5 protein-coding genes are annotated in these 4,616 nt (G+C 62.2%); 1 reads left to right on the forward strand and 4 read right to left on the reverse strand.

Features of this window, described 5'->3' with window-relative positions:
* Nucleotides 1–357: 357 nt before the first annotated feature.
* Both FS320_RS38460 and FS320_RS38465 read right to left on the reverse strand, forming a co-directional pair.
* The gene (locus tag FS320_RS38460) at nucleotides 358–1,122 is read right to left on the reverse strand and encodes an SDR family NAD(P)-dependent oxidoreductase (protein WP_338105654.1); all 765 of its coding nucleotides are present in this window, start codon (nucleotides 1,120–1,122) and stop codon (nucleotides 358–360) included.
* 130 nt (nucleotides 1,123–1,252) lie between these two features.
* The gene (locus FS320_RS38465; RefSeq protein ID WP_152717565.1) at nucleotides 1,253–1,753 is read right to left on the reverse strand and encodes a fasciclin domain-containing protein; all 501 of its coding nucleotides are present in this window, start codon (nucleotides 1,751–1,753) and stop codon (nucleotides 1,253–1,255) included.
* 189 nt (nucleotides 1,754–1,942) lie between these two features.
* Here FS320_RS38465 and FS320_RS38470 point away from each other — a divergent pair, with 189 nt between their 5' ends.
* A complete protein-coding gene (locus tag FS320_RS38470) occupies nucleotides 1,943–2,527 on the forward strand; it encodes a helix-turn-helix domain-containing protein (protein ID WP_152717567.1) in 585 nt (194 codons plus the stop codon).
* 191 nt (nucleotides 2,528–2,718) lie between these two features.
* Here the strand turns inward: FS320_RS38470 and FS320_RS38475 are convergent, their stop codons facing one another.
* On the reverse strand, nucleotides 2,719–3,261 hold the full coding sequence (locus FS320_RS38475) for a YqhA family protein (RefSeq protein ID WP_162003519.1): 543 nt from the start codon (nucleotides 3,259–3,261) through the stop codon (nucleotides 2,719–2,721).
* A 266-nt stretch (nucleotides 3,262–3,527) separates the two neighbouring features.
* The gene (locus tag FS320_RS38480; protein ID WP_152717571.1) at nucleotides 3,528–4,427 is read right to left on the reverse strand and encodes a LysR family transcriptional regulator; all 900 of its coding nucleotides are present in this window, start codon (nucleotides 4,425–4,427) and stop codon (nucleotides 3,528–3,530) included.
* Nucleotides 4,428–4,616: the final 189 nt, after the last annotated feature.

The raw sequence follows: 4,616 nt of genomic DNA on the forward strand, positions 1-4,616 counted from the left end.
CGGATGTAATCGGTGCGGGTCTTCTCGACGAAATGGCGCACCGTCATGTCGTCGATCATGCGCTGGCGCAGCGGGCTGATGGCTGTCTCGGTCATCGAGGGCTCCTGTCGTGAGGTGGAGGGACCAAGCCCCTCGATCCTCAAGACAGGACCCAGTCCTGTCATCGTGTGCCCTTCAGCGGGTTACCGCCCCCAAGTCATGGCGCCGCCCCAGCCGCAGTGTCCTCCCGCGCGAGCGGGTTCGTTCTCTGGTGCGAATGGGACGTTGTCCGAGCGGCTTCGAGCCTCCCTGGCCATTGTCCGCTTTCGACCCGAAGGCGGCCTTGGAGGTCGTGCAAAAAGGACTTCATGGTCTCTGTCAGAAGGGTATTCTCTGGCCATCCCAGGCAAAGAATTGACCAGAGTGCGCCGCCGTCAGGGCATCCGTCACAGCCAGCAACCGCTCGGCGGAAGACGTCGGCGGAAAAACCTTCTTGCCGCGAGCCTGAAAGGGCTGGCTCAGAGCCGTATCGACCGTTCCAGGGTGAAGGGCGACACATACGGCTTCGGGTTTCTGGCGACCGAGCTCGATCGCAAGGGTTCGCACGAATTGGTTCAGGGCTGCCTTCGACGCCCGGTAGCCGTACCAGCCCCCGAGGCCGTTGTCCTCAATGCTGCCGACGCGCGCAGACAGGACCGCGAAGATGCTCTTGCCCGCTTTCGGCACAAGGGGAAGCACATGCTTGGCCACGAGCGCCGGACCAATCGCATTGATCCGGAAGCTCCGGGCGAGATGCTCCGGATCAAGGGTGCGATAGGTCTTCTCGGGCTGGAGAGTGGTGTCGTGGAGGAGGCCTGTCGCCACCAGGATGAAGCGCAGGGGAGCGCCCTCGACAAGCGGCGCGGCTGCGGCGGCAATGCTCGCCTCGCTCTCGATGTCGATCCGCCCCGCCCGTACACCCGCCAATCTCCGATCGCACCCCGAGCGGGAGAGTGCGTGAACGGTTTCGAATCCTTCGGACGCAAGAAGGTCTGTGACGGCGGCCCCGATTCCGCCTGATGCGCCGATCACGAGCGCCCGAGCAGGTCGTTCGAGACTGTTCAAGAGCAAAGAGCTTGAGCCGCCTGGACGCATCTCGATCATCTGATCCTTACGGCCTGAACTTGTGGTTCAATGGTTTGCATCCTGACAGCCGTACCGAACCAGGCCATCACGGCACAGCAATGCCAGAAGAGAGGCTTGGAGCACCCGACCGGCGCTCCAAGCCGCAGGATCAGTTGTTCGGCGGAAGGATCACGGTATCGACGACATGGATGACTCCATTCGAGGCCGCGATATCGGTCCGCGTGACATTGGCGTCGTTGACCGTGACGCCCGAGCCTTTCGTGCTGACGTTCAGCATCTTTCCGTTCACCGTCTTTGCGGTCTGAAGCTTGGCGACGTCGGCGGCCATCACCCGTCCCGGGACGACGTGATAGGTCAGGATCGCCGTAAGCTTGTCCTTATTTTCCGGCTTCAGCAGGTTCTCCACCGTTCCAGCGGGCAGCTTGGCGAAGGCCGCATCCGTGGGGGCAAAGACCGTGAAGGGCCCCGAGCCCTTGAGGGTGGAGACGAGACCGGCCTCGTTCAATGCGGCCGCAAGGGTCTTGAACTGGCCGGCCGCAACGGCCGTTTCGACGATATCCTGGTCGGCCGCGCGGGCACCTGCGCCGCCTGCCACGATGCCCAGGGCCGCAATCGTTGCGATCGTCAAATTCTTGATCTCGAATTTCATCGTTCATGCTCCTTGGACGGGGATCGGTCGCCCCTCGGCGGCCGTGGAGAACCATCACATGGCCTCTGGTTATCTCTTATGATGAAAAATGTTTTTCACGATGCTCACTTTATCGTGACATGAACATAATTTATCTCTACAGTAAAATACCTGATCCTGAATTGATCCAGGAGAAAATGGAGGCGCAAAATGCTCTCGGAGACGCTGACGGCCGGGCTGGGGCAATACGCGATAGGCGCCAAGATTCGAGCGCTGCGCCAGGGCAAGAAGCTCGGCCTTGTGCAACTCGGGGAACACACGGGCCTCTCGCCGGCCATGCTCTCCAAGATCGAGCGCGGGCAACTCATCCCGACGCTGCCGACGCTGCTGCGCATTGCTCTGGTGTTCGGCGTCGGGCTCGACCATTTCTTCGCCGAGCCTCCGGACCGACCCAAGGTCGCCGTGGTGCGCAAGTCCGAGCGATTGCGCTTGCCGGACCGGCCTGGCGAGGATGTGGCGTCCTACTTTTTCGAAAGTCTCGATTTCCCCGTCACCGACCGCAAGCTGCAGGCCTTCTTTGCGGAATTTCCGGCCCGGTCGAAGGAATCGAAGTCGCACCAGCACAATGGCGCGGAACTGGTCTACGTGCTCAAGGGACGGCTCACGCTCAGCATCGCCGGGAGCGACTTTGTCCTCGATGAGGGCGACGCGATCTATTTCGACTCCGCTGCGCCGCACAGCTACAGGTGCGATGAACGCACTCCCTGCTCAGCCATCGTGGTGACGGCACCATGAGGATCGGACCTCTGTGCTCACGCTGTGAAAGGCCTCTCCCTCCAGTGTGTTGAGCGACTGCTTCCGGCACGGGGCCGAAGTTATCCGAGCGGCTTCGAGCCTCCCTGGCCATTGTCCGCTCTCGACACGCTCCGGACGATCCTGAGATCGGGCGGCACGGTGAGCGCGAACGTTCGTGGTCGGGTCTGAGATCAGTTCTCGGCATGTCGTTGGGCCGTCTCGGATGCTCGCCCAGGCTGCTCGGAACGACCCGGCTGGTCATCCGGGAGTGCGGAGCCAAGCAGACGAAGGGCTCCCGCGATCAACACGATGGCAGCCGGTTTCACGAGCATCTCCCAGGTGATGCGCGTCTCGATCTCCACCACGTCGGTGACGAAATCCACCACCAGGTAGACCAGCACCACCTGGATCAGGGTGATCTTGATTTCCCCGAGCCCCTCAACCCGCATCCACAGCGGCGCCTTGGTACGCAGGCCGGCGGGGAGCCGAAAGGCAAAGCCGAAGGTGATCGCATAGGCGAACACGATCAGGACGAGGCCGAACAGGAACGCATCCGTGGCCTGCATCACTGTGGCGATGACCGATGTTCCGGTGTCGGCGCCCGGCTGAAGCACCATCTCCAGGGCATAGGCCAATTTCAGGCAGCCCTCGAAAAACATCAGCATGGCACCGAGCGCCGCCCCAAGAGCAGCGACGAGGGTGATCCAGCGCAGGGACAGGATGAAGTGGATCATCAGCCGACGAGCCCTCAGCCAGTATCGTGGCCAAGGTCCAGTTTTACCATATCGGCCAGGAAACACACCCATCCTAGCCGAGACCCTTGCAGCCGCCGCTTGTCCTTGGGCATCGTCAACGTAACCGAAGAGTGACTTAACCGAAGAGTGACTTGACCGAAGAGTGCCCCGGGTTGGCACGAGGCGGACCCGCCGATGCATCGAAGCGCTGCCAAACGCCCGGCCCACGTGTGACGGCAGTGTCGGGCCTGCGAAGGGAGGCCTGTTCAAGGCTCCCAATAGGGCGGTTCTCCGAAGGCCTCTCGTAAGCAATCGGCAAAAGCTCTCAACTTGGCCGAAGGCCGTCGTCCCTCCAGATGGGCAACATAGATGAACTCAGGCGCGGGCTGGACTCCCACATCAATGACTCGAAGACGGCCGCTCGCGATGTCGGAACCGACAATGAAGGTCGGCAGCAGGGCAATGCCGATCCCGGACAGCGCGGCGTCCCGCATCATGTCGCCGTTGTTCACGCGCAAGGCCGCCCGACCGCGTACATTCACTGCTCCGGCTGGGCCCGGAAACCGCCAGTCATCGAGGCCCCGGTTGGTATAGAAGATTCCGCGATGGCCCTCGAGGTCACCTGCCGTGCCAGGCGTGCCATGCCGCGCCAGGTAATCCGGCGAAGCGACGAGAACCCGCCGACTTGGTGCAAGCCGCCAGGCTACCAGCCGTGAATCCATGAGCGGATCGTGCCGCACCACGGCATCATAACCCTCTGCGGACACATCCACCCGCGGGTCGTCGAGATCGAGCGTCAACTCGATGTCGGGATGCTTGGCGAGAAATGGATAAACCGCCGGCCCGAGATGCAGTCGGCCGAACGTGACGGGCGCGGAGATGCGCAACGGTCCGACCAGAGTGCCGCTGCGCTGGGCCATTTCCGCCATCGCTTCCTCGACCTCATGGGCAATGCGGGACGCTCTCTCGCGGAAGGTGATCCCATCCTCCGTCAGGCTCAGCCTGCGCGTGCTCCGATGCACGAGCCGTACGCCAAGGCTGCGCTCGAGTTCGACCAATCGGTCGCTGACCACGGACTTCGACAGTCTCAGCCGGCGCGCGGCCTCGCTGATCGAGCCGGCTTCCGCAACGGCGACGAAGGTCGCGATGCCGTCGAGTTTCATCATCGTTCGGATTTCCCGGAGGCCAGTTTCTCCTTTTGGAGCCTAGAGCGCGTTGACATTCAGGCTTTCGACGGACTCGCAAATCTGATTCAAGCTCCTTTTGGGCGCGGAGGCTTGGGTGAGCGGAGTTCGTCTGATGTTGAAAGATCACCAGTGGGATCGGATGGAGCCGCATTTGCCGGGCAAACGCAT

The sequence above is a fragment of the Microvirga tunisiensis genome (genome assembly GCF_009296175.1).
GTDB classification, from domain to species: domain Bacteria; phylum Pseudomonadota; class Alphaproteobacteria; order Rhizobiales; family Beijerinckiaceae; genus Microvirga; species Microvirga tunisiensis.